General features: G+C 67.5%; 22 protein-coding genes. 6 read left to right on the top strand and 16 right to left on the bottom strand.

The genetic code is table 11. The features are described 5' to 3' along the window. Positions 1-139: 139 nt before the first annotated feature. Entirely contained in the window at positions 140-1,216 is a 1,077-nt protein-coding gene (locus ACM9NP_RS04965; RefSeq protein ID WP_415645384.1) for an LLM class flavin-dependent oxidoreductase, read from the top strand. Positions 1,217-1,271: 55 nt separating this feature from the next. Here ACM9NP_RS04965 and ACM9NP_RS04960 read toward each other — a convergent pair whose 3' ends face one another. The 11 genes from ACM9NP_RS04960 to ACM9NP_RS04910 form a co-directional block, all read right to left on the bottom strand. Next, positions 1,272-1,715 (bottom strand): hypothetical protein, encoded by a 444-nt coding sequence (locus ACM9NP_RS04960; protein WP_415645383.1) that lies wholly within the window; start codon positions 1,713-1,715, stop codon positions 1,272-1,274. Positions 1,716-1,905: 190 nt separating this feature from the next. After that, positions 1,906-2,307 (bottom strand): hypothetical protein, encoded by a 402-nt coding sequence (locus ACM9NP_RS04955; protein WP_415645382.1) that lies wholly within the window; start codon positions 2,305-2,307, stop codon positions 1,906-1,908. Positions 2,308-2,443: 136 nt separating this feature from the next. Beyond that, a complete protein-coding gene (locus ACM9NP_RS04950; RefSeq protein WP_415645381.1) occupies positions 2,444-3,112 on the bottom strand; it encodes a TetR/AcrR family transcriptional regulator in 669 nt (222 codons plus the stop codon). A 61-nt stretch (positions 3,113-3,173) separates the two neighbouring features. After that, the gene (locus tag ACM9NP_RS04945) at positions 3,174-4,211 is read right to left on the bottom strand and encodes an ABC transporter ATP-binding protein (RefSeq protein ID WP_415645380.1); all 1,038 of its coding nucleotides are present in this window, start codon (positions 4,209-4,211) and stop codon (positions 3,174-3,176) included. Beyond that, the gene (locus ACM9NP_RS04940) at positions 4,204-5,202 is read right to left on the bottom strand and encodes an ABC transporter permease (protein ID WP_415645379.1); all 999 of its coding nucleotides are present in this window, start codon (positions 5,200-5,202) and stop codon (positions 4,204-4,206) included. The genes ACM9NP_RS04945 and ACM9NP_RS04940 overlap by 8 nt, the downstream gene beginning before the upstream one ends. 6 nt (positions 5,203-5,208) lie before the next feature. Next, on the bottom strand, positions 5,209-6,189 hold the full coding sequence (locus ACM9NP_RS04935; protein WP_415645378.1) for an ABC transporter permease: 981 nt from the start codon (positions 6,187-6,189) through the stop codon (positions 5,209-5,211). Further along, a complete protein-coding gene (locus tag ACM9NP_RS04930) occupies positions 6,186-7,247 on the bottom strand; it encodes an ABC transporter ATP-binding protein (protein WP_415645377.1) in 1,062 nt (353 codons plus the stop codon). Before ACM9NP_RS04930 ends, ACM9NP_RS04935 begins: the two co-directional genes overlap by 4 nt. A gap of 163 nt (positions 7,248-7,410) precedes the next feature. Further along, complete coding sequence (locus ACM9NP_RS04925; RefSeq protein ID WP_415645376.1) at positions 7,411-9,066, bottom strand: ABC transporter substrate-binding protein; 1,656 nt, start codon at positions 9,064-9,066, stop codon at positions 7,411-7,413. A 34-nt stretch (positions 9,067-9,100) separates the two neighbouring features. After that, positions 9,101-11,542, bottom strand: coding sequence for a beta-glucosidase family protein (locus tag ACM9NP_RS04920; protein ID WP_415645375.1), 2,442 nt, complete (start codon positions 11,540-11,542; stop codon positions 9,101-9,103). Positions 11,543-11,820: 278 nt separating this feature from the next. Further along, positions 11,821-12,684 carry a glycoside hydrolase family 16 protein gene (locus tag ACM9NP_RS04915; protein WP_415645374.1) on the bottom strand — a complete coding sequence of 288 codons (864 nt, stop codon included), beginning with the start codon at positions 12,682-12,684 and terminating at the stop codon, positions 11,821-11,823. Positions 12,685-12,705: 21 nt separating this feature from the next. Beyond that, positions 12,706-13,893: a glycoside hydrolase family 64 protein gene (locus ACM9NP_RS04910; RefSeq protein ID WP_415645373.1), complete on the bottom strand. Its 1,188-nt coding sequence runs from the start codon at positions 13,891-13,893 to the stop codon at positions 12,706-12,708. A gap of 256 nt (positions 13,894-14,149) precedes the next feature. Between ACM9NP_RS04910 and ACM9NP_RS04905 the strand changes: the two genes are divergently transcribed. The 3 genes from ACM9NP_RS04905 (at position 14,150) to ACM9NP_RS04895 (ending at position 16,675) form a co-directional block, all read left to right on the top strand. Further along, positions 14,150-15,031 (top strand): phytanoyl-CoA dioxygenase family protein, encoded by an 882-nt coding sequence (locus ACM9NP_RS04905; protein WP_415645372.1) that lies wholly within the window; start codon positions 14,150-14,152, stop codon positions 15,029-15,031. A gap of 256 nt (positions 15,032-15,287) precedes the next feature. Beyond that, positions 15,288-15,887 carry a pyridoxal 5'-phosphate synthase glutaminase subunit PdxT gene (pdxT, locus tag ACM9NP_RS04900; RefSeq protein ID WP_415645371.1) on the top strand — a complete coding sequence of 200 codons (600 nt, stop codon included), beginning with the start codon at positions 15,288-15,290 and terminating at the stop codon, positions 15,885-15,887. A gap of 32 nt (positions 15,888-15,919) precedes the next feature. Then, complete coding sequence (locus ACM9NP_RS04895; protein ID WP_415645370.1) at positions 15,920-16,675, top strand: YebC/PmpR family DNA-binding transcriptional regulator; 756 nt, start codon at positions 15,920-15,922, stop codon at positions 16,673-16,675. Positions 16,676-16,853: 178 nt separating this feature from the next. On the opposite strand, the gene ACM9NP_RS04890 is transcribed toward ACM9NP_RS04895, so the two are convergent. From ACM9NP_RS04890 to ACM9NP_RS04880, 3 genes are all read right to left on the bottom strand, one after another. Continuing rightward, positions 16,854-18,038, bottom strand: a complete 1,185-nt coding sequence (locus ACM9NP_RS04890) for an RNA polymerase sigma factor (RefSeq protein ID WP_415645487.1) — start codon at positions 18,036-18,038, stop codon at positions 16,854-16,856. Between the two features lie 12 nt (positions 18,039-18,050). Then, positions 18,051-18,461, bottom strand: coding sequence for a YciI family protein (locus tag ACM9NP_RS04885; protein WP_415645369.1), 411 nt, complete (start codon positions 18,459-18,461; stop codon positions 18,051-18,053). 538 nt (positions 18,462-18,999) lie between these two features. Then, positions 19,000-20,157 carry an adenosylhomocysteinase gene (locus ACM9NP_RS04880; protein ID WP_415645368.1) on the bottom strand — a complete coding sequence of 386 codons (1,158 nt, stop codon included), beginning with the start codon at positions 20,155-20,157 and terminating at the stop codon, positions 19,000-19,002. Positions 20,158-20,995: 838 nt separating this feature from the next. On the opposite strand from ACM9NP_RS04880, the gene ACM9NP_RS04875 reads away from it, so the two are divergent. Next, complete coding sequence (locus ACM9NP_RS04875; RefSeq protein WP_415645367.1) at positions 20,996-21,652, top strand: hypothetical protein; 657 nt, start codon at positions 20,996-20,998, stop codon at positions 21,650-21,652. 62 nt (positions 21,653-21,714) lie between these two features. Here the strand turns inward: ACM9NP_RS04875 and ACM9NP_RS04870 are convergent, their stop codons facing one another. Then, entirely contained in the window at positions 21,715-22,431 is a 717-nt protein-coding gene (locus tag ACM9NP_RS04870; RefSeq protein WP_415645366.1) for a MerR family DNA-binding transcriptional regulator, read from the bottom strand. 80 nt (positions 22,432-22,511) lie between these two features. Between ACM9NP_RS04870 and ACM9NP_RS04865 the strand changes: the two genes are divergently transcribed. Continuing rightward, complete coding sequence (locus tag ACM9NP_RS04865) at positions 22,512-23,684, top strand: erythromycin esterase family protein (RefSeq protein ID WP_415645365.1); 1,173 nt, start codon at positions 22,512-22,514, stop codon at positions 23,682-23,684. Positions 23,685-24,085: 401 nt separating this feature from the next. Here the strand turns inward: ACM9NP_RS04865 and ACM9NP_RS04860 are convergent, their stop codons facing one another. After that, positions 24,086-24,940: an SGNH/GDSL hydrolase family protein gene (locus ACM9NP_RS04860; RefSeq protein ID WP_415645364.1), complete on the bottom strand. Its 855-nt coding sequence runs from the start codon at positions 24,938-24,940 to the stop codon at positions 24,086-24,088. Between the last annotated feature and the right edge of the window lie 69 nt (positions 24,941-25,009).

Raw genomic sequence — 25,009 nt, 5'->3', positions numbered from 1 at the left:
GGCCGTCACCGGCCGTTCCGGAATATCGACGCCGATCGGGTCGCTGCCCTGAAGTGGCGCCGTGTCGGCGGCGCCACCATGGCCATGCCCCGTCCACCGGGTCGCGCCGAGCGGTCCGGGGTCGACGTCAGGAGAACCCTTGAGCGACAACGCACACCCGATCCGCGCCACCGCCGTCGGAGACGCCCCCGTTCCGCTGTCGATCCTCGACCTCGCGACGGTCAGCACCGGCAGCACCGCGACCGCGGCGCTCCGAGCGTCCGCCGCCGTCGCCCGACTCGCGGATCGCCGAGGCTTCGCTCGCCTGTGGGTCGCCGAGCACCACTCGATGCCCGGCATCGCCAGCTCATCGCCCGCTGTCCTGCTCGCCCACCTCGCGGCCGGCACCGAACGCATCAGGCTCGGCTCCGGCGGCGTGATGCTGCCGAACCACGCCCCGCTCGTCGTCGCCGAACAGTTCGGCACCCTCGAAGCGCTCGCGCCCGGTCGCATCGACCTCGGTCTCGGCCGCGCCCCTGGCACCGACCGCGCGACGGCCGCGGCGCTCCGCCGTCAGGCCAACCCCGCCGCCGACGACTTCGACGAACAGCTCGCGGAGCTCATCGGCTTCCTCGACGACTCGTACCCGGCCGGCCACCCCTACGCGCGCATCCACGCCGTGCCCGGGCCCGTCCAGGTACCCGACGGGCATCCCGTCTCCCGTCCGCCGATCTGGCTCCTCGGCTCCAGCGGTTACAGCGCGCAGTTGTCGGCGAAGCTCGGGATGCCGTTCGCGTTCGCGCATCACTTCTCCGCCCAGAACACGCTGCCCGCGCTGGCGCTGTACAGGGAGCACTTCACGCCGTCCGACGACCTGGCCGCGCCCTACGCGGTCGTCGCCGCGAGCGTCGTGGCCGCCGACACGGACGACGAGGCACGACGGCTCGCCCGGACGATGGGTCTGGCCATGCTGCGCGTGCGCACCGGGACACCGGGCCTGATGCCGACTCCGGAGGAGGCCGAGTCGTACCCCTACAGTCCGGCGGAGGCCGACTTCATCGAGGCCTGGCTGTCCAATGTGATCTATGGTGGTCCGGCGCGCGTCCGCGAGGGTGTCGAGGAACTCGTGGAACGCACCGGCTCCGACGAGTTGATGATCGTCAGCAACGTCCATGGCGACGAGACGCGGCTACGGTCGACCGAACTGATCGCCGACGCGTTCAAGCTGCCGACCTGACTCGGGACTGGCGGTGTCGCTCGGTACCGGCATCAGCGTCCGGTTCGACAGCGAATCACTCGTCGAACCAGTCCCGGCTGTCCGGCCGCAACAGCATGACGAACGCGATGAAACCGGCCACGCCGAGCGCCAGGACACAGTTCAACGCGGGGATGTTCAACACGCCGAGCAGGATCAACGGCGCCTCCGCGGCGAGACTGATCGCTCGAACGCGTCGGGATCGGCCCGGGAACTTCACCGCCGCGATACCCAGCACCAGCCCGAACACGGCGAGCACGATCGCCTGCGTCCACGCGGCGCCGTACGGTACGTCGGCGTGCGAGGCGAGGTTGAACTCGTCCTTGAGCGCCGCTTCGCTCAGCCCTTGGATGCGGACGATCGTTCCGACCTCGAGCATGCTCCACGCGAGTGTTCCCGTCGCCTGCACCCACACCAGGATGCGGGTGAGCCGGATCGATCCCGGCATGGGTTCGGTGCTCTCGGGGGATCGGGACGTCACGAGCGGCACTCCTAAGCGCGAATCATGAGTGGAGGCGACGTGCCCGGGCGTGGCACGTCGCCGTCCGCTGGTCTTCGAGGTCGCGTCTTCTCGAGCGACCGCGATGGTGCGGGAACACTGTGAGCGGCGTCGAGAAACGCCCACACGTCGAAACGGCGGCGTGTGGATCGTTCCGCGTCGTCGATCGCTCCTAGTGGCCGAACCAGCGGCGCGCGACCCGGCCGGTGAGCGAGAAGAACACCACCAGTCCTGGGATCGCGAGGCCGATGACGGCGAACCAGTTGAAGCCCTTGACGCCCGCCCACACGAGGCCGGCGGTGGCGCCGAGCTCGATGATGAGCAGCAGCACCCACAGCAGTCGCCACTGGTAGCGCATGCAGAACGACAGCAGCAGCATGACGACGGCGCCGATGCCGAGGGCGAACCCCGCGCGGTACACGCCGTTGGCGATAAGCTCGGGTACGAGGCTGGGCGCCTGCGTCTGCGCGATCGCGAACCCACCACCAAGCAGAATCGCCAGCAGCGCCTGAACCCAGATCGCGCGTCTCGCGGTCTTCGCAGACGGCGGCATTGGGTTGAGTGGCTTGGCCATTGGGCGCTCCTTGAACGAGGGCTAGTTCTTGCCTGAGCAGGTTAGCGGGTGTCTATGTATAACGACCATGCGACCCTGGTCACGTGCTGGTCGGACCCTTTGTCCTGTTCGTACCGGGTCGGCTCGTGACGACGGCTCACCGGAGTCGATCACCGGTGCGGCCGGCGACGAGGGCGGTGAGGATCGCGTCGATCGCGAAGGCCGTCGCGTAGGGAAGATCCACATTGATGTCATCGAGGAGCCACTGCACCTGGAGGCCGTCCATGACACCGATGATCGCGGCGGCGGCCGTGTCGAGGTCGCGCTGTGACGGCGGGCGTTCCGGGTCGCAGACCTGGGCGAGGGACCGCGCGATCATCTCCCGCAGGCCGACGAACCGCCGCCGGAAGTAGTCCTGGGCGGGGTGGTCGTCCGTCACCGAATCCGCCGACAGCACCGCGTACGTCTGGACGATGCCCGGGCGGGTGGCGTTGAGACGCGCGGTGTCGACGAGATGCCGAAACAGCGGCATCCCCTCCGGCGGGTGGTGTCCTTCGAGGCTCTCGACGTCGACCTCGTCTCGGTAGTCGAGCACTTCGAGCAGCAGTTGGTTCTTCGATCCGAAGTGGTGCAGGATCCCTGCGTGCGTCATCCCCACCTGCTCGGCGATCTCGCCGAGCGATCCGCTCTTGTAACCACGCGCCCCGAACACGTCCATCGCCGCGCGAAGGATCTCCGCGCGCCGGGCCGCCGTGCGGCGTTCGCGCAGACTGCGCGCGTCGACGCCTTTGGGACCTGACGCGGGCGCTGAATCAGCTTGGGGCATGGCAATACCTTAAGAGTTGCGTGGGACAGAAGGACGCGCGGCGGACCGGACGGGGCGACCGTCATCGGGCGCCGATGATGTCCGGCAGTGGTGTGGACCGGCCAGCGTGGTGGAGGCAGGCCGCCTGGCGAGGCGATCCCTCATCGGGGCGAAGCAGCGTCGGCGGGGTGTCCGCGCACTCGTCGAGGACGACCGGGCAGCGGGCGGCGAAGGCGCAACCACGAGGCAGGGCCGCCAGGTCGGGCGGCGAACCGGGGATCCCGCCGAGTTCGCGACGCGGACCGTGCAACGGCGGGAAGGAGTGCAGGAGCCCGTGCGTGTACGGGTGGCGGGGTCGGTGCCGGACGTCGCGCGCGGGGGCGTCCTCGATGATCACACCGGCGTACATGATCGCGATCCGGTCGGCGAGCTCGATGAGGAGCGAGACGTCGTGCGTGATGAATATGACGGAGAATCCCAGCTCGGTTCGCAGCCGGGTGAGCTGTTCGACGATCTGCCGTTGCATCACGACATCGAGCGCGGTCGTCGGCTCGTCCATGATGACGACCTGCGGTTCCAGCGCGAGGGCCATCGCGATCATGACGCGCTGCCGCATGCCGCCGGAGAGCTGGTGCGGGTAGCTCGACATGCGGTCTGCGGAGATTCCCACCATGTCGAGCAGTTCGGCGGCACGGGCGCGGTGTTCCTTGGCCCGTTGGCCCGGCCGGTGCGCGGCGATCGCGTCGATCAGCTGCCGTCCGATCCGGTACACGGGGTTGAGGGCGTTCATGGCGCCCTGGAAGACGATCGCCGTATCGTCCCATCGACTCCTTCGAAGTTCCTCATCGGACAGTTCGAGGAGGTCGAATCGCCGATCGTCGCGCTGGCTCGTGAAGATCACCTCGCCTCCGGTGATGAGACCCGGAGGCGGCAGGAGTCGGGTCGACGCGTAGGCCAGTGTGGACTTGCCGCAGCCGGACTCCCCGGCGATGCCGAGTACCTCGCCCGCTCGCAGCGTCAGGTCGACGTCGCGCAGCACGTGTACCGCGCGGTCGTCGTATCCGTAGTGGACGTTGAGGCCCTTGATCTGCAGCACCGGGGCCTTGGCCGTGTCATTCATCGGTTGCCTTTCGATCCGCGCGGCCCGTCGGCCGATACACCGGGGTGAACCCGACGCGCGCCTTGATGTTCTTGGCGCGCAACAACTTCGCGTCACGGCCGGTGGTACGCAGCCGTGGGTTGACGAACTCGTCGATGCCGAAGTTGATGAGCGTGAGCGAAGTGCCGATCGCGGCGATGCACAGTCCGGCCGGAACGAACCACCACCACGCGCCCCGAGCGAGCGCCTGCTCGCTCTGCGCCCAGAACAGGATCGTTCCCCAGTTCCAGTCGGAGATGCTCGTGACGCCGATGAACGCGAGCGTCACCTCCGACAGGATCGCGAAGATGACGGTGCCGACGAAACCGGCGGCGATGACCGCCGTCAGGTTCGGCATGATCTCGAACAGGATGAGTCTCGGCGTCGACTCCCCGCAGGCTCGGGCGGCCTCGACGAAGTCGCGACGCCGCAGCGACAGCGTTTGCGCGCGCAGTACCCGTGCGCCCCACGCCCAGCCGGTGAGGGAGATGACCAAGGCGACGGTGATGCCGCCCGCGTCGGGCAGTTGTCCGGCGATGATGATGATCAGCGGCAGCGCGGGGATGACGAGGAAGACGTTCGACACGAGCGAGCCGATCTCGTCGGCCACACCGCCGAGAAACCCCGACGTGACGCCGACCAGCACCGACAGCGTCGTCGCGAACACCCCCGCGAGCAGACCGACGACCATGACGCCGCGAGTGCCGACGAGCAGCTGGGACAGCAGATCCTGGCCGGTGCTCGTCGTTCCCAGGGGATGAGCGAGGGACGGTGGTTGGAGGACGTCGTCGGACAGTTGGGCCGGATCGTAGGGGGCCAGCAATTCTCCGAAGATCGCGATGAACACGAAGAACCCGAAGATCGTGAGTCCGATGATGGTCTTGCGATTGCGGAAGAACAGCAGGCGGTTCGCCTGTGTTGAGGGAGTGGTGACGTCCTCCGCGGCGGTCAGTCCGACCGGTTGTGCGGCCATGATGGGTCAGCCCTCCTGTCGGGTTCGCGGGTCGAGCACGGCGTAGACGATGTCGGCGAACATGTTCGCCACGAGCACCGACAACGTGATGATGAGGAACACGCCCTGCATGAGGGGATAGTCCTTCGCCAGCACCGCCTGGTACAGCACGTATCCGATGCCGGGGTAGGAGAAGACCATCTCCGTGACGAGGGTGCCGCCGACGATGAAACCGAGTGACAGCGCGAAACCGGCCACATTGGGCAGGACGGCGTTGCGCGCCGCGTACCCGAACATCACCCGACGCTCGCTGAGTCCCTTCGCGTGCGCCACCGTCACATAGTCCTCACTGGAGACGGTCACCATCATGTTGCGCATGCCGAGGATCCAGCCGGAGGCCGAGCTGATCACGATGGTGAACGCGGGCAGAGTTCCGTGGTAGATCGCCGAACCGACGAACTCGGCGTTCCAGGATGGAATGAGCGCGCCGTCGTAGCCGCCGGACGCCGGGAAGACCTGCCAGGTCACCGCGAACAGGGCGATGGCGATGAGGCCGAGCCAGAAGTACGGGATGGCGGAGAAGAAGTTCGCCACGGGCAGCAGCCCGTCGGATCGCCCGCCTCGACGCCATCCGATGTAGACGCCCGCGAGTGTGCCGATCGCGAAGCTGATCGCCGTCGCGATCCCGACCAGGATCAAAGTCCACGGTAGACTCTGCGCGACGACGTCGCCGACCGGCGTGGGGAAGAACGAGAACGACAACCCGAAGTCCCCGGCGAACAGATTGCCCCAGTACTCGACGTACTGATCCCACATCGAGCTCTCCTTGTCGAGCCCGAACAGGACGTACAGCGACTCCGTGGCATCGGTCGACAGCTGACCCTGGTAGCGGATCAGCAGCGACTGCACCGGATCGCCCGGCATCATCCGGGGGATCAGGAAGTTCAACGTGATCGCGGCCCACGCCGTCACCACGTAGAAGATCGCCCGGCGAACGAAATACCTCACGACGCCTCCTCTGTCGTGCCGTCCTCGCCGGTGGAGGCCTCGTACAGCCAGCACGCGGCGGTTCCACCGGGGACCGGCAACAACGGTGGCGCCTCGACCGAACAGCGCGCCATCGCCTGTGGACACCGGGGATGGAAACGGCAGCCCGACGGCGGTGAGATCAGACTCGGCGGCTCTCCGGCCGATGTGGGCGGCCGCTCGACGTCGAGCGCGTCCGGGTCGGGAGCGGACGCGACCAGCAGCCGCGTGTACGGGTGCGCGGGGGCCTGGGTCACCCGTTCGCTGTCGCCGTGTTCGACGATCCGACCCGCGTACATCACGATCGTCTCGTCCGCGAAGTACCGCGCGGAGGCGATGTCGTGTGTGATGTACAAGATGGCCAGACTGAGCTCGTCCTTCAACTCCTGCAACAGGTTCAGGACCCCCAGCCGGATCGACACGTCGAGCATCGACACCGGTTCGTCGGCCAGCAGCACCTCCGGTCGGGCTCCCAGCGCCCGGGCGATCGCCACGCGCTGCCGCTGTCCGCCGGACAGCTCGTGCGGGAACTTGTCGACGTAGCGGCTCGCGGGAGTCAGGTGCACCTGTTCCAGGAGGCCAGTGAGCATGGCCTCCCGCTGCGCCCGGTTCGCCTTCGGGTGGTGGATCCGGATCGCGCGCCGGAGTGTGTACCCGATCGTGTGGATCGGATTCAGCGACGCGAACGGGTCCTGGAAGATCATCTGAACGCTGCGGCAGTACCGCCGGAACCGGCGTCCACCCCGTACTCTCACGGCCTCGCCGCGCAGCACTACCTCGCCGCGGGTCGACGGATACAGCTGCGCCAGCAGCCTGGCCACCGTCGACTTCCCGGACCCCGACTCACCGACCAACGCCAGCACCCTGCCCCGGTGCAGGTCCAGGGACACGTCGTCGACGGCACGCACCACGGCTCGCCGCCCGCGGGCACCGCGTACGACGAAACTCTTCGCCAGTCCCACCGCTCTCAGCACGGGGCTCGCGTCGGGCGCGCCCTCGGGCGCGACGGCTCCTGCCATCTCGATCACGTCGTCAGTCATGGCCGCACTCCGTCGTGACATCGGAACGCCACGGCGCCCAGAAATCGACAATCATGGGAACGTTCGCCTGTCTGTCCACAAAAGCTCAACTATGGATGGTGAGGTGGCGGTGCCGTCGCCGCGATGCGAGAACGACGACGAAGGCCGCCACCGGTCCGATGCGTCAGCCTGCGGGCTTGAGTCGCGTGAGAATCAGGGACGCGCTCGCCTGCGTCGGTTGGGGGGCTGCGTAAGGGTCGTCCTCCGACGGCCAGCCGACCCAGTGCTTCGTCGAGTACTCGGCGCCGATCGGGCCCGCGACCAGTGGAATCACCGGCACGTCCTCGACCATGATCTGCTGGAGGGTCTCCAGCGCCGCCGTCAGCTCGGCCTCGTCGGTCGAGGACGCGTAGGTCTCGATCGCCTTCGTCGCCTCGTCGTTCTCGTAGCGGCCGAAGTTCCAGGTCGCGGACTCGCCGATCTCGCGGTACTGCTTGCCGTCCATGATGTTGGCGAAGATGTCCCACGGCGTGAAGCCGGTGTTCGTCCAATGCAGACTGGCGTCGAAGTCGCCCTCGGCCATCGCGACGTTCCAGTTGTCGACGGTCGGGTTCTCGACCTTCGCCTCGACGCCGATCTCCTTGAGATTGTCCGCGATGATCTGGAGGCTCGCCAGGTAGTCCGACCAGCCGGACGGGTCGATGAGCGTGATGGACACCGGGTCGCCGTCGGGGTCGATGAGCGTGTCGCCGTCGTAGGTGAACCCGCCCTCGGTGAGGACCTCCTTCGCGCCCTCGACATCGACCTTCGCGACCGCGTCCTTGTACTCGGCGGCGATGAACGCGTCACCGGCCGGGCGGGGAATCCCGGTCAGACTCTCGATCAGCGGGTACAGTCGGGACTCGCCCTGGACGTGCACCGTCTCCCGGTTGATGACCATGTTCATCGCCTTGCGGAACGCGAGCTGGTCGAAGGGCTTGCGCTTGTGGTTCAGCCACAGGGCGTGGATGCCGAGACCAGACGGGAACCACAGGTTGTTGTTCTCCGGGTCCTTGTCGATGTAGATCTTCTCGTAGTCCGGCATGAACACATAGGACCACTGGCAGGCACCGGACACGAGGGCCGTCGTCTGCGCGTTGTTGTCGTTGTAGGACGTGTACCGCACCTCGGGCACCTCGAGTTCGCCGCCCCAGTAGTCCTTGTTGGCCACCATGGTGACCGCCTGAGCCGTCCACGACTTCAGCGTGTACGGGCCGGTCCCGATCGGACTCTTCACGGTGTCCTCGACCGGATTGTCGATCTTGGACCACAAGTGCTCGGGAACGATGAAGACGTTGATGATCTTCTGCTGGTTGATCAACTGGGGGCGTTCGAAGGTGAGGGTCACGGTGTCGTCGGCGGCGGTCACGTCCACGTAGGGAATCGCCTCGCCGTTGAACGCCTCGTTGTCCTTGATCAGGTTGTAGGTGAACGCGACGTCCCCGGCCGTGAAGTCGGTGCCGTCGGACCACTTCACGTCCTTGCGCACCGTGATCTCGAGGTTCGTGTAGTCCTCGTTCCACGCCCATTCCGTCGCCAGCCACGGTGTCGGCTCCGACGCCGGGTCGATCTGGTTGACGTGCGCCAACGGCTCGTACATCAGGAAGCGGTAGCCGAGCGAGTTCGCCGATGAACCCGGCGAGAACGGGTTGTTGTTGTGGGTCTGGGTGCTGTTGGGCATTCCGACGGTCAGCACGCTGCCGCCGCCGCTCGAATCGCCGCTACAGCCGGCGGTGAGCCCGGTCAGCGTTCCGGCCGCGGCGGCACCTCCCAGCAGTTTGAGTGTGGTGCGTCGTTTCATGGCAAGGTCTCCTCAGCGGGATGTGGGGGGCAACTCATCGTTGAAGGGAGGTCGACAGTCGAATGTCGACAAGGGATCGGCCGACGTGGATTCCATATCGGCCCGAAGGAACCCGCCAATCCGCGGAATCCGTGTCCCAGACGGCGAAGTCACGCTGCCGGATGCGCACGGTGGTCGCGACGGTCTGACCAGGTTCGGCGTTGATGACGGTGAACCCGGCGAGCCACCGCACGGGTCGTCCGGGTTGGGCGCCCTCGGCGTCCAAATAGGCTTGGATCACCTCGTGGCCGGCGCGGGCCCCGACGTTCTCCACGGTGACGTTCAGATCGACGCCGCCGTCTTCGGTTGGCGTGACCGTCACGTCGTGATAGCGCCAGTCGGTCCAGCCGAGTCCGTGGCCGAAGGGCGCGGCGGGAGTGGTGTCGTTCCGCAGGTATCCGCGGTATCCGATATGGATTCCATCTTGATACTCGACGATGTTGTCGACGGGTATCGCGTTCGGGACGGGGACGTCCGCCTCGTCGGCGGGGAGCGTCCACGGCAAGCGGCCGCTCGGCTCCGTCCGCCCGGTGAGGATGTCCGCGATCGCGTGGCCGCATTCCTGTCCGGGGAACCAGGACCACAGCACGGTCGAGACCTCCGTCAACCAGGGCAGCAGGACCGGAGCGCCCGCGTTGACGATGACGATCGTGTTCGGGTTGGCGGCGGAGACGCGCCGGACCAGTTCGTCCTGGCGGCCGGGGAGCGAGAGGCCGGGGCGATCCCAACCCTCCGACTCGACCTCGTTGTTGGTGCCGACGATGACGACGGCGAGCTCCGCGTTCGCCGCCGCCGTGACGGCCTCCGCGATCTCCTCCTCGACCGACGGCCCCGGCGGGATGTGCCGCAGCACCATCCGACAGAACCGTCCCCAGCCTTCGGCCTCGATGACGCCGAGCTCCGTGACGATCTCGACGGAGCGGGAGACGTCCAGGTCGACGGTGTGCCCGTGCGACGGTGGCGCGTTGACGCTCGAGTTGAGGATGACGTCGTTCCCGGCCGGATGATCGCCGCGCGCGACGATCGCGCCGTCCACGCTGACGGTGAAGGTGCCGACGGCGCCGAGTCCGAGCCAATGCGTTCCCGCCGTGAGGTTCGCCGTCGCGCGAACGCGCGCCCGTGTCGTGGCCCGAGGGATGTCGCGCAGCCACAGGTTCGGCCGGTCCGCCGTCGTGGACGCGATGACGGAGCCGTCGACGTCGACGAACTCGACGATCATCGGTCCGTCGAGGATGTCCGTGTCGATCTCCGGCGAGTGTGGACGCGCGTATCCACCGCGGTGGACGGTCAGCTCACGGTCGGGGCCGAGCGCCTCGCGAAGCCCCGTTTCCGGGCTGACGACGAGATCCGGGTTGACGTGCGCGCTCCCGCCGCCCTGGAGGAAGGTGTCGACGGCGTTCGGCCCGATGAGGGCGACCCTGCGCAACCGCTCCACCGCCTGGGGAAGCGCGTCACGGTCGTTCTTGATGACCACCGTGGACCGGGCGGCGAACTCGCGTAGGAGCGCGCGGGCGTCGACGTCCGGCGGAGTGATCGGGGGAGCGTCGAAGGCGCCGACGCGATGTCCGAGCCGCAGGATTCGACGCACCTTGTCGTCGATGACGGCCTCGTCGACCTCACCCGTCTCGACGGCGCGCAGGAGCGCGTCCTCCCAAGGGCCGCCCTTGCCGGGCATCACCAGGTCGAGCCCCGCGTTGGCGGACGGGACCGTGGTTCGAGCGGCCGTCCAGTCGCTGACGACGACCCCGTCGAAACCCCATTCGTCCTTGAGCAGGCCGGTGAGTAGCCGGGAGTGGTCGGTGGCGGAGTTGACCTCGCCGTCGAAGTCGAGTGCGTTGTAGGCGGCCATCACCATCCACACGCCTGCGTCCACGGCCCCCTCGAACGGCATGAGGTACAGCTCGCGGAGGGTCCGTTCGTCCATCGTGGCGACGTACTCGGTGCGGGCGGTCTCGGACTCGTTGCCCACGAAGTGTTTGACGCAAGCGCCCACGCCGTGCCGCTGCATCGTCTCGATCAGGGTCACGGCGATGTCGGTCGTCAGTCGGGGGTCTTCCGAGTAGCACTCGAAGTGGCGCCCGCCAACAGGTGTGCGGTGCAGGTTGACGACGGGCGCGAGGACGACGTCGACGTCGTGGCGGCGCGCTTCGGCGGCGAACAGCGCTCCGAGGCGCGACGCGAGGTCGCGGTCCCAGGTCGCGGCGAGCGCGGTCGGGGACGGGAAGGACGCGGAGGTCTCGTCGGAGGAGTCCCGCACGCCCCGGACGCCGGCGGGCCCGTCGGACATGGCGACGGCGCGCATTCCGATGGCGTCCAAGGGATACAGCTTCCAAGGCCCGGATCCGGTGAGGATGCGCACCTTGTCGGACAGGGTGAGCGTCGTCAGCTGTGCGGAGATGACCTCGTCGGACACGGGCGACGCGGGGCGTGGGTTCACGGCTGCTCCGGGGGTGATCGAACGGGGCCGACAGCACCGAGGGACTGTCGGCTGTGGTCATCGCCGTCGACTCGATGAGGGTGGTCGATGTCGCTGCGATGTCGGTCACGTTAACAGACTGACTGACAGGTCAGTAAGTGAACTGGGTCACGATTTGGTAGCGGTTTCCCCATAGGGTGCCACGTTCCGGACGCTTTCGCTCGCTCGCGCACAGTGCCGCCGACGTCGGACCGTGGTCGACGTCGGCGGCGGGATCGCTCGGGGCGCAGGGGTGTGACCTATGCGGACACTCTGATGTAGTCGATGACCATCGACTGCGGGAACTGGGTGCTTCCATCGGGCGGGCCGGGCCAGTGGCCGCCGACGGCGAGGTTGATGATGATGAAGAACGGCTGGTGGAACGGCCACGGGTTGCCGCCCGCGTCGGCTGGCGTCTTCCGCGAGTACTCGACTCCGTCGATGGACCACGCGATGTGGTCGGGCGTCCAGTCGACGGCGAAGGTGTGGAAGCCGTCGGTGAACCGTTCCCCGTTTGGCAGTGTGTACGAGCCGGTCAGCGGGCTCCCGCCGGAGTATCCGGGGCCGTGAAGACTACCGTGGACGGTCGACGGCTGGCTGCCGATGTTCTCCATGATGTCGATCTCGCCGCAGTCCGGCCACGGCACCCCGTGGCGGATGTTCTCGCCGAGCATCCAGAACGCCGGCCAGATCCCCTGTCCGACGGGGACCTTGATCCGGGCCTCGAAGTGTCCGTACTGTCGGGTGAACTTGTCCGCCGTGATCAGACGCGCCGAGGTGTACTCACAACGTCCATAGTGGCACTGGTAGTCGGCGGGGTTCTCCCGGCGAGCCGTGATCACGAGATTTCCGTTGCCGTCGAGCGCGGCGTTGTCGGTGCTGTTGGTGTAGTACTGGAGTTCCGCGTTGCCGCCACCGTCGCCGTTGACCTCGTGCGTCCAGTTGGCGGGGTTCGGCGGCGTGCCGGGGGCGCCGTCGAATTCGTCGGACCACACGACCTCACGGATGTTCGCGTCGGGCGCGTCGGCGTTCGCCTGTGGACTGAGAGTCGCCACTAGCACCGCGGCGATCGCGAAGACGAGTGGCACCGCGCGGGTGCGGATGGAGCGGGCATACATGGTCATACCTTTCTGTGTGGACGCGCCTCAACCGGCCGAGACGGTGAGACGCCGGGGGTTTCCGTCGTGCGCGGCCCCGGATTCGTCGGGCTGGCCGTCCGGCCGCACGTCGTCGTACGGGAACGCGTAGCCGATGGGGGAGTTGGCGTGCACGATTCGGGAGTAGTGGTTCGTGATCGGGGTCTGGTAGTAGTCGGCGGCGGTCGCGCCGTTCGGCTGGTCGGCGATGTCGAGGATCGTCGAGCGATTGAACGCGGCCGCGATGCGCGCGAGCAGTCCCTTCTTCGCGTCCGGGTCGGCCGGGTTGTTGGCGAATGGGCCCGAATTGCACGTGAATATGTCGGAGGCGTTCGGCCTGATGAAGGTGTGACCACCGTTGAACGTCAACGTGTCGCCGACGACGCGTCCGGTGTAGATTCCGCCTCCACCCTGGACGTCGACGCGCAGATCCGTGTCCCGGTACTTGTTCCACACGGAATCCACATAGGGCGTCCACAGTGATGCGAAGCGGTCACCGGTGAGGTTCTGAGGGGAGATGGCGCGCAGCACCCCGCCGCCGTCACCGGCCAGCACGAGCTCGTTCCACGGCAGACCGTCGGCCGCCGCCTGTGCTTGGAGGTCGGATGCGATGGCGTCGACGGCGCCGTCCGGCAGCGCCGCGACGGTGTGCGTGCCGTCGCCCTCGAGCGTCAGACCGATCGGCAGTGCCGTCACCAGATCGACGTAGCTGATGTTGACGTATATCTGAACGTCGTTGAACGTGAACTCGCAGAACGACCAGATCTTGTGATAGTTGGAGTCCGCCGGGTTGACGAAGGCCGGTTCGACGAGGGCCGGGCCGGGGTTGACGAAGAAGTCGAGCGTGTCGTCGGCGACGAAGTAGATGCGCGCCCCGTACATGCGCGGCAAGGTGAGGACTGTGGACGAACCGACGGGGATGGCGCAGTCCACCGGCAGCGGAGTCTGGGGCGCTCCGGGGTTCTCGAGGTAGTAGACGGAGGAGTCGGCGCGCAGCAGCATCCAGCGGTTGGTGCCGAACTCGCGACCGGTGACGTAGGCGTTGAGCGCGGTTCCGCCCCGGTTCTCGAGGGCGAGTTCGCAGGTTTCGGGGGAGTTGACGCGGTTGGCGCTCGCGGCCCCGGTCCACAGTGATGTGGACAGCGACGCGAGTGCGCCGGCGCCGGTCGCGGCGAAGAGTCGTCGACGGGAAAGCATTGAAACAGCTCCATGTATCGATGTGATGGGTACTCGCATCCGAATGCGATGTGCGTCACAGTATCACGGTTACTGACTTGTTAGTAAGTCTTTGTGGGGACGTTTCGCCCCGATTTCATTGCCCGACAGGCGAATTGCGAAGCCACTGGAGGTCGTGACAGTGGCATTCCGTTCCCGCGTGGTCACCATCGAACCCCGCGATTGGGTCAGAATGGGACGGGCGGGGGGCAAGGCACGACCTACCGAAAGGCCAGCCATGGACCTGATGCAGTTCCGTCGGGACGGTTACGTCGTCCTACGCAACGCCGTCGATCCCGATCTCCTGCAGCCCTTCATAGACGTGTTGTCCGCGCGAGTGGCCGCCGTCGCCGAGGAACGCCACCGTTCCGGTCTCGTCCCATCCACATTCGACGAACTCGACTTCGACGAGCGCATCGCCGCCGTCTACTCCACAGGGGGCTTCGTCATGCGGGACTGGCGTCAACACCTCCGCTGCCGCGAGTACCACGACATCGTCACCTCCCCGCAGCTGACCGATCCGCTGTCCACACTCATCGGCGGTGAGATCACCTACCAGGGCAACTCCCACCTGCGCCCGCACCTGCCGCGCCACCTCGACCGGCTTCCCTGGCATCAGGACGCGCAGTTCTACGGCCCGGGCATCGACGGCATGCTGTGGAACATGGTCCAGGTGTGGCTGCCCCTGTCGGACGCGCCCGTTGACGGCGGCTGCATGGCCGTCGTCCCCGGCAGCCACCGCTGGGGGCCGATTCCGCTTCCCGACGGTCGCCCCGTCACCGTCACCACCGAACCCGAGGCCGTCTACGCCGCGACGGGCGCCCGCGTTCGCTTCGAACCGACGGCCCTGTTGCCGATGCGCAAGGGCGACCTACTTCTGTTCACGAACACCTTGGCGCACACGGGAACCGAGAACCGTAGCGGCAAGGTCCGATGGAGCGTCGACCTTCGTTTCGAAGCCACCGAGGGGAACCGGTCGCTGACGGCGGCCGAGGAGCGCGCCTACGAAGTGACCCGCCAACGCCAGTCAAGCCGCGCGGCGGCCCCACTGCGCGTCCGGGGCGCCGACGGGCCCGAACCCTGGAACGTCTGGCGCCGCCGCCTCGCCACCGGGTCCTGAACGCGCGTCCGACGACGCGGATCGGCCCAGAGTGCGCGGATCATCGATGGCGCGAGCAGGCCGCCCACACGAGGATCCGGACCGTGCGCCACATCCGGAAGCGCCGAGCCGAGACGATGGGACCTCGATCACGTTGGTGCGTCGAGAGCCGTTCCAAGGCAAGTCGTGACGTAGATTCGCCACGGCCGATCCCAACCCTCGTCCCACGACGGTCGGCCCCGCCAGGCACCATCCGACCCCCGAGAAGGAGACCTCCATGCCCACCATCGGGGTACTCGCCCTGCAAGGCGACGTCGTCGAGCACATGGCCGCGCTCGCCGAACTCGGCACGATCGCGCGCCCGGTCCGCCGTCCCGAGGAACTCGCCGACGTCGACGCGCTCGTCATTCCCGGCGGTGAGTCCACGACGATGAGCAAACTCCTCGTCTCCTTCGAAATGCTGGAGCCGCTGCGCGAACGCCTTCGCGCCGGGATGCCCGCCTACGGCTCGTGCGCCGGGATGATCATGCTCGCCTCCAAGGTCCTCGACGGTCGCCCCGATCAAGAGGTGTTGTCCGCGATCGACATGACGGTCCGGCGTAACGCCTTCGGTCGGCAGGTCGATTCCTTCGAAACGGACGTCGAGCTTCTCGGCATCGACGGGGGCGCGTTTCGGACCGTGTTCATCCGCGCGCCCTGGGCCGAGGAGGTCGGACCGGACGTCGAGGTCCTTGGGCGGATCAGCGGAGGACCGGCGGACGGTAAGATCGTCGCGGTCCGCGCCGGCAATGTGATGGCCACCGCTTTTCACCCCGAGGTCACGGGAGACTTGCGGATTCACGAGGCATTCGTCGAACTGGTGCGCGCGGCTGTGTAGAGACGAACGACGATCGACACGAAAGAGGACTGATGAGCGGCCACTCCAAATGGGCGACAACCAAGCACAAGAAGGCTGCCATCGATGCCAAACGCGGCAAGATGTTCGCCAAGCTCATCAAGAACATCGAAGTCGCGGCGAAGACCGGCGGGGGAGACCCGGACGGTAACCCGACGCTGTACGACGCGATTCAGAAGGCGAAGAAGAGCTCTGTCCCGAACGACAACATCGATCGGGCGATCAAGCGCGGTTCCGGTGCCGAAGGCGGCGGCGCCGAGTACCAGACCATTATGTACGAAGGCTACGCGCCCGGTGGTGTCGCCGTCCTCATCGAGTGTCTGACCGACAACCGCAACCGCGCCGCCGCCGAGGTCCGCACCGCTCTGACCCGCAACGGCGGCAACCTCGCGGAACCCGGAGCCGTCGCGTACATGTTCAACCGCAAGGGCGTCGTGATCGTTCCGAAGGCCGACGGCCTGTCCGAGGACGACGTGCTCATGGCCGTCCTGGAAGCCGGAGCCGAAGAGGTCAACGACCTCGGCGAGGCCTTCGAGGTCGTCAGCGAGGCGACCGACCTGGTGGCCGTCCGTACCGCGCTCCAGGAGGCGGGCCACGACTACGAGTCGGCGGAGGCCAGCTTCATTCCGACCGTCGAGGTCCCGCTCGACGCCGACGGCGCCCGCAAGGTCATCAAACTCGTCGACGCACTCGAGGACTCCGACGAGGTCCAGAACGTCTGGGCCAACTTCGACGTCAGCGACGAGGAAATGGCCAAACTGGACGCCTGACGGGCGAGCCACGGTCCTCGGCGACAGCCCCGAAGGATCCCCGACCAAGAGGTCGGGGATCCTTCGCGTTCACGGCTTCGCGCACCGATTCTTCCCTTGTGGATGAATGGAGTTCGATGATTCCTGGCCCGTTTGTCGGGCGTCGAGTGCCGTTCCGCGGAATGAGCTTCGGCGTTCGTCAATGTGCGACCACGCGTGACTGATTCAGCCGGGCCGCCTGTTTGAGCAGGTGCGTCCGCTCGGCCGCGCTGGGCGCGGGTTCGGCGGCCGCCACGTAGAGACGCGCCGCCCCGGCGTCATTCCCGGCGAGCTCCTGCAGATATGCCGCCACGGCACTTCGACGCGGAAGTCCCGCGTCCAACTCGTCGACCAGCCGCAGCCCGGCGCGCGGGCCGTCCACATGTCCGACCGCGACCGCGTGGTTCAGCGCGACGACGGGGTTGTCGGGCACGATCCGCATCAGTTCCTCGTACCACTCGAGGATCTGCGGCCAGTCGGTCTCGTCCGGCGACGCCGCGTCGTCGTGCAGAGCCGCGATCGCGGCCTGCGCCTGGTACTCGCCGAGCCGGTCGCGCGCGAGCGCCCGTTGCAGGACGTCGACGCCCTCGGCGATCATCGAAGTGTCCCATAGGGACCGGTCCTGCCGTGTCAACGGCACCAGCTCGCCCGCCGCGTCGAGCCGTGCAGCGCGACGGGCGTGGTGCAGCAGCATCAAGGCGAGCAGACCCGCGACCTCCATGTCGTGCGGCACGGAGGCCGCGAGTTGCCGCGTCAAACGGATCGCCTCGGCGGCCAGGTCGGCATCACCGATGCCCCGTCCTTTGTCGCTCGCCCCGGCGAACCCGTGGTCGAACATCAGATACAGGACGCGCAGTACCGCGCGCACGTCACCCGGCCGCTCGAACCGCTCGTTCGCGACCGCCCGTTTGGCTCGGGAGATGCGCTGCGCCATCGTCGCCTCCGGGACCAGGAACGCGCGCGAGATCTGAGCGGTCGTCAAGCCGCCCACCGCCCGCAGCGTCAGGGCGATGGCGGACGCCGGCGTCAGGGCCGGGTGACAGCAGCGGCTGAGCAACAACAGCGTGTCGTCCACTTGCTCGGCGGGACCCGACGGCGGCTCGCGCGTCACCGCCACCTCGCGCAGGACCCGAGCGGACGCCGAACGCCGCGCGTCCAGGAACTTGCGCCAGGCCACGGTGATCAGCCACGCCCCGGGATCGTCGGGCACCTCGACGGGCCAGCGCCGGACGGCCTCCACAAGCGCTTCCTTAACGGCGTCCTCGGCCGCCGCGAAGTCGGCTCCACGGCGGACGAGGACCCCCAGGACCTGCGGAGTCAGGTCCCGCAAGAGGTAGTCGTCGATCATCGGGGAAGACTATTCGACGACGGGCGGCTCACCCAGGAACGGTCGGACCTCGATCCACTCGTGCAGCGGCTGCCCGCCCTGCCCGGGCGCCGACGACAGATACGCGGCCGCCTCGTAGGCGCGCTCCTTCGACTCGACGTCGATGATCATCCACCCGGCGATGAGGTCTTTGGTCTCGGCGAACGGGCCGTCAGTGACGGGAGGTTTGCCCTCGCCGCCGTACCGCACGAACTCACCCTCGGGGGCGAGCGCCTGACCGCTGACGAATTCTCCGCGTTCGCGCAGGTCGTCGGCGACCTTGTCCATGAAGGCGATGTGCGCCGAGATCTCCTCGGGCGTCCACTGGTCCATTAGCGCCTCGGCGTTCGGGTGTGGCTTCGGGCCGCCGCGGTAGTGCTTGAGCAACAGGTATTTGGCCATGGTTCCATCCTCTATTTCTGGGCGGTTCATTCGCCGCCGACACCCTGAGACGGAGCCGGACCGCGGTTCTCGACATCGCGCGTCGCGTTCAGCGAAAGTATTTTGGAGGGATTTTCAGAACGCCGTTCACCTGGCATTCGAGGGGGGTGGCCGTTCGGTTCTTCCTGCCCCGGGTTGGTTCACCGCCGTACGGCCGACGGTGCTCGTCGCTTGGCCGAGCCGGGTTGAGGCCGACGCACCGCACCGGGTCGGCGGTGCGGACTCAGTTCTTCTCGACAATCGACGCGCGACCGTTCGAGAACGCGCCCACCGGTACGAGGGAGTTCATCGTCCAGTACCGGGGCTTCCGTCAGATCCGGCACCGTGGTGGTGCCGACGAAAGCCCCGGTGTTCCGCGTGCGGTGGACCGAGGTGGCGGGTCGAAGGGGCAGTGTGGCCGCGGCGCCGATCGATGACCTGCGCCGGGGTCGCTGACCGTGTGCCGGGCCATCGGTGCGACCTCGCGGCGACCCGATCCGGACCCGCTCGCTGGATCGCGTCAGCTCAGGAGTTCGACGAGGTCGGTCGCGATGCGGTGTTCCACTGTGGCGGGGACGGGCTGAACCTCGGGCGCGAGGCCGCCGGCGCACACGGCGGCGAGGCTGCGAGCTTGCAGGGTGAGACCGAGATCCATCGCCTGGATCGGATTTCCGCTGGCCGCGGTCAGATTGATCATGCGGCCGTGGTCCAACAGCACCAGCTGTCGGCCGTCCTTTAGCACGTGGGCCCGTCGCCGCGAGCCCTCCCCGTATTCGACGGTGCGGGCGGTGACGGCGCCGAGCGCGTCCATGTCGACCTCCCACGGGAAGTGCCCGACCCCGACGAGGACGGCGCCATCGGGGAGAACGGAGATCTCCGCCGCGCCAAGGACATTGGGATGCCCGGTGGCCGTGAACACGACCTGGGCGTCGGGCAGGACCTCGAGGGTGTCGCCGACCCGATGTCCGTTGAGGATCGCGTGCAGCGAGCGCAACGGGTCCGTCTCGCAGACGGCGACGCGTGCGCCGAGCCGGGTGAGAGTGTCGGCGACGCCCTTCCCGCATGGTCCATACCCGACGACGACGGCGCGCATGCCGGGAATCATCAGGTTGGTGGCGTTCATCAGGCCCTGCACCACGGTCTGCCCGACACCGAACTCGTTCTCCACCAACAACTTCAGCTGCGAATCGTTGATCACCACGACGGGTTTGTCGACGCCGACGGCGTCGTCCCGGAGTCGAATCCCACCGGTGGTGGTCTCCTCGGTGCCGCCCAGGTATCCGCCGGGGGCACCACGTTTCAGGAGTGCCAGCGTGACATCGCCACCGTTGTCCAGTGTGATGTCGGGTTCGCATTCCAGGATCCTGTCGATGTTGCGGACGTGATCCCGCTCGTCGTCGGATTGTTTGGTGTGGACGGTTATGCCGAGGTCGCGCAAAGCAGTGACGATGTCGTCGTGCGTGGTGCCCGGAGAGCCGGTGAGGTGGACGTTCATGCCCGCGCGGGCGAGGAGTGCCGCCAGCGCGGCCGTCTTGGGTTCGACGTGCAGGCACATCGCGAGACGCTTGCCGGCCAAGGCGGGGGCGAGTTCGTCGACGGCGCGGGCCGTCAGCGGCATGTGCTTGAGCGCCCAGTCCAACCCGGGGTGGGAGGTGATGAGTTCGGCGGTCGCGGGCATGGTCGTTCCTCGATTCGTTGGGGTGGGGGTGTCCGGTCACGCGGTGTCGAGGCCGACGGTGACCGGTTGAGCGTTCATGGACGGGATCGCCGGGGCGTCACGACGGGAGAGCGAGTACCCGCGTGTTGGGTTGGCCGTCATCGGGATCGGACGGTGCGGCGCGTGCGCGTAGGCGGTGCGATCGCTCGACGAGCCGTTCCTTCGCCGCCGCCGGAGTTTCGGCGTGCGCCGTTCTCGAGGCGACTGACGTGGGACGCGCGGCCAGACGGTCGGACGGCACGGTGATCATCCGATCCGGGGCACCGGTCGAGTGCCGTGGCGGAGGTGTGGTCGTCGACATCCCGGTCGGGATCGGCGCAACGGTCTTCACAAGGTGCCTTCGGTCGCTGACGTTGGTCGCGCGGATCGTCGATCCCCACGGCGAACTCACCCGCATGCGTATCCACAAGCGAGTGTGTTCGATGAAGTCGGTCCGCGGAACCTGAGGCGACTCGTGTCGCCCGGCGGACGGACGTCGAAGCTTAACCGGTATGCAATTCGCGGTCCCCCTCCACCGGCGCTCTCGAATCAAGATCCCTTATGTATCATCGTTCGCCAGAATCGAATCACAGCAACGGTTGTGCGCGCCCATTGTATCGTTTCAGTCCTAAATAGATCAAATCATAGGCGGTGTCGGTTCGCCGCGCCGTGGTGACGACGGCCTTCACGGAAGGCGGTGACGAACCGGCCGGGGAGGCCGTCCCGGCACCCCGCCGCGCACCGGCGATCTACTGTGTCCGACTCGCCGAACGGCGCGTTGGCCCACCGTGTGGCCGGATCGCGTCGATAGGGTCGACGCATGCATGTTCGTTTGGTCAGCGGCGCCGCCCGCCTGAGACACGCGACGCCGTCGAGCTCCGACGAGGCGTTCCTCTTCTCGGAGGCCGCGACCGGCTACTTCATGGATCTTGTGGACGGATCCCGGCTGGTGGCGGAGAGCTTCCCGTTCGCGGCGTGGACGGAGCCGGACACCGTCGACGCCCGCGCCGACCGACTGCCGAGCTCGGTCGTCACACGCCTGCGGTGCGCGGCGGCTCGATTGGCGACGGATCGGGCCCTGACCGATCTCCCGATGACCGACGAGGGCCTGTTCTCCGATCCGGTTCTCGTCGCAGCCTGGGAGCGCGGCCCGGAGCACCGCGTGACGGTGAGGGGCAACGGCGTTTCGCCAACGATCAGCGGTGAGGCGAGGCTGGCCGCCTTCGACCATTTCCTGCACCATTCCGGTGAGCCCGTCGTGTACTCCCCACTGGACTTCGATCCGGTGATCTGCGCGAACGCGGCGGTCGGTGGCGTCGTCCTCTCCGCGCCGAGGCTCGTCGCCGAGTTGGATCACCTCGGCGAAGTCCTCGAAGCCACCGACGAGGACACTCTCGCGTCGGGAATCCGTACCTTGGCGACCGCCGCCGGTGCCGCCGTCGACGCGGGTTCCGCGCTGATCATCGAATACGCCTGAACCTGGCGGCCGAGTCGACCCGGTGTCGTCGCCGACGGTGCCGCCTCAACAGCGACGAACGTTCAGGGGGCGGGGGAGTCGAGCAGGTCCAGGTAGCCGCTGAGCCGGGCGGCCGCGGCGAGCATGGCGCGGCCCTGTCGGGTCAGTCTGAGCTGCCAGTCCTCCAGGGCCCGGGCCAGCGCGTCGGTTCCGCCCGCCGTCCGGATCTGCCGGACGACGGTGGCTATGTGGTTCAGGGGGTAACCGCCGCGCCTGAGCAGGTGGGCGAGTTCGGCGTCGCGGACGTCGCCGGTGTTGTAACGGCGGTATCCGGTGGCCGGATCCCGTTCGGGGGCAAGGATCTCGGCTTCCTCCCAATTGCGCAGGGTCGCGGGCGTGACGTGTAGCCGCCGCGCGAGTTCGCCGATGCCGTAGGGGGTCGGATCCGCTGTCCGGTCCAGCGCGGGTTCGGCCGTCAGGCGGTCGACCGCCGCCGCGACCGCGTCGAGTGTGCCCCGGTCACGGAGCAACTGTTCGTGACCGCGATCGATGATCATCAAGACGTCGTCGAGCTCGTCTTCCTGGACCGCGTGCATGATCTCGCCGGCCACGGAATGGCCGTAGGCCCGAGCGAGAGCGAGGAAGGCGCGCAGCGCCACCGCGTGCGTCTTCGTGTAGATCCGGTAGCCGCTGGGGCCGCGCTCAGCGGGCGGGATGAAACCGTCGCGCTCGTAGTTGCGGACCGCCTGAGTCGACAGGCCGTGCTCCCGCGCGAGATCCGAAGGCCTCAAGTTCACCATCGATTGAGACTTTAACGCATGATCACTAGGTCGCCCTTAGGCAAAGTGTCAACCGTTCTTTCAACGATACGTTTGAGGCCATGACTCAAGACATTCGTGACTTCGTCAATGACTCGCATGACATCGTGGGGCTTGGTGAGCCGACACATCGGGAACCGGCCTTCGGGCAGGTCCGCAACGAGGTGTTCGTCCAATTGGTCGACCGCGGCTTCCGGTCGATCGCGCTCGAGACGGACCGGGTGGCCGCGCTCACCGTCAACGATTTCGTCCAACATGGAGTGGGCAGCCTCGACTCGGTGCTGAACGACGGCTTCACCCACGGGTTCGGTGCCATCGAGGCCAATCGGTGGCTGGTGGCCTGGATGCGTGAGTACAACGAGGTCCGGCCACCTCGGGAACGACTGTCCTTCCACGGCATGGACGCTCCGTTGGAGTTCACCGCGGACAGTCCTCGGGGCCACCTCGAATACGTTCGGGACTACCTGGGACTCGACCTCGACCTGGCCGGTCTCGTCGGTGACGACGAACGGTGGAGCCGCACCGAGGCGGTCATGGACCCGGCCGAGTCACCCGGCGATTCTCCCGAAGCCGAACGGCTGCGGGCGATCGCCGATGACATGTTCACCTCGCTCCACGCCCGTGCGCCTGGGCTGATCGCGGCGACGTCACGCGCCGAATGGCACCGGGCAAAGACCTATCTGATGTCTGGCCTCGGTCTGCTGCGCTATCACCGGCAGGCCGCGAACCGCATCGAGAACAGTCAGCGGTGGAGCCGTCTGTCCGGGACCCGGGACGCGCTCATGGCCCAGAACCTTCTCGACATCCGCGACATCGAGACCCGTCGGGGTCCGACCGTGGTCTTCGCTCACAACATCCACCTGCAACTGAGCCCCAGCCATATGAACATGGCCGGTATGGACCTCAGCTGGTTCGGCACCGGCGCGATCGTCGGGTCGCTCCTAGGAGGGCGGTACGCCTTCGTCGTCGGCAGTCTGGGGTGCGGCGAGGGTATCGGGCTTCACGACGCCGAGCCCGACACCTATGAGGGCGTTCTTCAGCAGCGGTTCCGAACCTGGGGGCTGACGGCGCCCGACGCCGTCGATACGGCCGTCGCGCGCACAGACGCCACCCCCGAACAGGGCTACTTCCCTCTCGACCGAGCGATTCTCGACGGGGCCGACGCCGTTCTGCACGTCAGCGGGGGGACGGCGACCACCGCGTCCACGCCGGGTGCCGGCGGTTCCGACGAATAGCACCGGGAGTTACGGCCTCTTCGCGACTCCTCGCCTCAGCCGACCGCTGACTCCGATATGGACCCGCGCGATCGCCTTCCATGTTCGTCGCCGTGACCACCCGAAATCACACTGGCGACCGGGATCGCGCGGGGGGACCTCGTAAGACTCCCGCCCCACCGGGAGCCGTGAGAGCTCCGGGCCACGGGCGTCGGATTGCCGGATGTCCATCGCCGCAGGCGCTCGACGGTGGGGGGCGCTTCGGCGGGGGCGGCCAGTCGACGCCTTCGACGGGCCGCCTCCTCGTCGGTCCCCGCCCGAGTCCGCGCCCCCCCTTTTCGCCGGAAGCGAGAACGCCCCCCGACGGTTCCGTCGAGGGGCGTTGTACCGGGGTGGGACGCCAGGTGGCGAGCCCAGAGGCACTAGGCGGTGGTGAGGCTCAACTGGTTCACCTTCGCCAGGATCAGCGGGAGGTATCCGAGCCGGTGGCCGTTGCCGTTGGGGTGGTAGGCCTCGGCCAGGTTGAACTTCAGGCCGTTGATCCACGCGCCGCTGGCGCAGACGCCCTTGCCGACGAACGGCGGCATGGTGTCCACATAGGTGAAGCCGGCGCTCGTGGCGGCGGTCTTGATGATGCCGTTGAGAACGTAGTTGGCCTGGTTGATGCGGGCCTGCTCGTCGAGGTTGACACCGGTGTTCCCGAAGCAGGTCTTCCCGATGAACAGCTGCGGGTAACCGAGGACGATCACCTGGGCGTTGGGGGCCTTCTGCTTGATCGCGGAGTACAGCGTGCCGAGGCGTCCGGGAAGGACGGAGCGCGCCTTGTTCTCGGCCTCGGTCACCTTGCTGGTGCAGGTGGCGGTTCCGTTGAAGGTGCAGGTCTGGATGACGTCGGCGAATCCGACGTCGTTGCCGCCCACGGACAGCGTGATGAGGTCCGTCGCCGCAGAGATCGTGCCGAGCTGGTCGGCGTGGATGTCGGCGGTCTGGGCGCCACTGCAGGACTGGAAGTCGAGCGTCGCGCCGAGCTCGGCGGCCAGCAACGGCGAGTAGCCGTTGGCGGACTGGAGGCAGTCGCCGCCCTTCCAGCTGGTGGGCGCCACCTCGGCGACGTCGGCGTAGTTTCCGGCTCCGGCGCCGGAGGCGAAGGAGTCGCCCATGGCGACGTAGTTGATCGCCTCAGGCTGGGCGTCACCGGCCCACGCGGCCGACGGGGCTGTCGCGACGGCGATGGCTCCGATGGCCAGGGCGACGCAGAGTTTCCGGGCACGTTTCATGAAGTGGACTTTCGATAGGCGGGGTGAACCACGGCTCGATGAAGCTCCAGGTAGGAGGGTGGGGCACTG

Source organism: Stackebrandtia soli (genome assembly GCF_965137155.1).
In the GTDB taxonomy this organism is placed as follows: Bacteria; Actinomycetota; Actinomycetes; order Mycobacteriales; family Micromonosporaceae; genus Stackebrandtia; species Stackebrandtia soli.
This window is presented reverse-complemented; position numbering and strand designations above follow the sequence as displayed.